Consider the following 1,935-nt stretch of genomic DNA (forward strand, 5'->3'; position numbering starts at 1 on the left):
ACAGGATTTGAACCTGCGACCCCTTGACCCCCAGTCAAGTGCGCTACCAAGCTGCGCCACGTCCCGGTGCTCGTTCGGCTTGGGCTTCCCTCGCCGAGCGCGCATGAAGAACAATACCGCACTTCAGGGGGTGGTCGCTGCCACCCCGGGGGAAGATCGGGAGTCCGGCGGGACCAGCTGGGGTGTTCACCTGGTGGGGTTGGGGCGTTGCACATTGTTAGCGGGATTGCGAGTGGGTGGGGTGGGTGGGGGTTGACTTGAAGTTTGGTTTAAGTTGCACGCTCTCAGCATGACCTTCACCGACGTTCACACCGCATATGGGTACGACGATCTTCCTCGGCTGATGAGTCTGATGACCGGGGACGAGAAGCACGGGCCGGCTGCCACCTCGACGCTGGACGCGGTCTGGGTGCTCTACGACCGGGTGCTGCGGGTTTCGGCTTCGGCAGTGGATGCGCCGGAGCGGGATCGGTTCTTGCTGTCCAAGGGGCACGGGCCGATGGCGTACTACGCCGTGCTTGCCGCCAAGGGGTTCTTGCCCAAGTCGCTGCTGGCCGGGTTCGGGGCCTATGAGTCGCCGCTGGGGCACCATCCGGATCGGGTGCTGGTGCCGGGGGCCGAGATCAGCAGTGGGTCGCTGGGGCACGGGCTGCCGTTGGCGGTGGGGAGTGCGCTCGGGCTGCGGGCGCAGGGGCTGTCCGAGGTGGCGGTCTGGGTGCTCCTCGGTGACGCCGAGCTGGACGAGGGCAGCAATCACGAGGCGATCGCGTACGCCGGGGCCGTGGGGCTGGAGCGGCTGCACGCGGTCGTCGTCGACAACGCCTCCGCCAGCCATGGACGGCCCGGGGGTATCGCCGCGCACTTCGGGGCCGCGGGGTGGTCCACGGTGAGCGTGAACGGGCGTGATCACCAGGCGCTGTACGAGGCGTACACCGCGCCGCACCCGGGGCGGCCGCATGTCGTGGTGGCCCGGGTCGAGGCCAAGATCTGAAGCGATTCCAGTGTGAGAGGGACTGTACTCATGGACACCATGCGTGAGCGTTTCGCCTCCGTCGTCTCCCGCCTTCTGGACGATGATCCCCGGCTGGCCGTCGTGCTGGCGGAGATCGGCAAGGACGGCTTCACGGACGCGGCCCGGGCGCATCCCGACCGGGTGATCAATGTCGGCATCCGCGAGCAGCTGCTGGTCGGCGTCGGCGGTGGACTGGCCCTGACCGGGATGCGGCCGATTCTGCACACCTTCGCCAGCTTTCTGATCGAGCGGCCCTTTGAACAGGTCAAGCTGGACTTCGGGCATCAGGGCGTGGGCGGGGTGCTGGTGAGCGCGGCCGGTTCGTACGACTGGCCAGCGGGCGGCTACACCCATATGGCGCCCGGCGATGTGGCCCTGCTGGACACGCTCGACGGCTGGACCGTCCATGTGCCCGGCCATCCGGACGAGGCCGAGACCCTGCTGCGGGACGCGGCGGCGGCCGATGACGACTCGGTGTACGTACGGCTGTCGGCGCACTCCAACTCCGCCCCGCGGAACATCGCCCCCGGCCGCTTCCTGACCGTACGGGAGGGGCGCAGCGGTGTGGTGATCGCGGCCGGGCCGATACTCGATAGCGTCCTTACGGCCGTCGAGGGGCTGGACGTCACCGTGCTCTACGCCACGACGGTGCGGCCCTTCGACGAGCTCGCGGTGCGTGCCGCCGCTGGGGAGGCGGCGGGCGGCGGCGATGTCGTGCTGGTCGAGCCGTATCTCGCGGGCACCTCGACCGGCGCCGTGAACGACGCGCTCGCCGATCGCCCGCATCGGGTGCTCGGCCTGGGCATTCCCCGGCGCGAGCTGCGCCGCTACGGGACGATCGACGAGCATCTCGCGGGGCAGGGGCTTGACCCGGCTTCGTTGCGTGAGCGGATCTCCGCCTTTCTGGGGTGAGGGGGTGGGGC

2 protein-coding genes are annotated in these 1,935 nt (G+C 69.3%); both read left to right on the forward strand.

Features of this window, described 5'->3' with window-relative positions; all coding sequences use genetic code 11:
* Positions 1–289: 289 nt before the first annotated feature.
* On the forward strand, positions 290–991 hold the full coding sequence (locus VT50_RS38025; protein ID WP_046090583.1) for a thiamine pyrophosphate-dependent enzyme: 702 nt from the start codon (positions 290–292) through the stop codon (positions 989–991).
* Between the two features lie 30 nt (positions 992–1,021).
* Positions 1,022–1,924, forward strand: a complete 903-nt coding sequence (locus tag VT50_RS38030) for a transketolase family protein (RefSeq protein WP_079343996.1) — start codon at positions 1,022–1,024, stop codon at positions 1,922–1,924.
* The last annotated feature ends 11 nt before the right edge of the window (positions 1,925–1,935 follow it).

The organism is Streptomyces antioxidans (assembly GCF_000968685.2).
In the GTDB taxonomy this organism is placed as follows: Bacteria; Actinomycetota; Actinomycetes; order Streptomycetales; family Streptomycetaceae; genus Streptomyces; species Streptomyces antioxidans.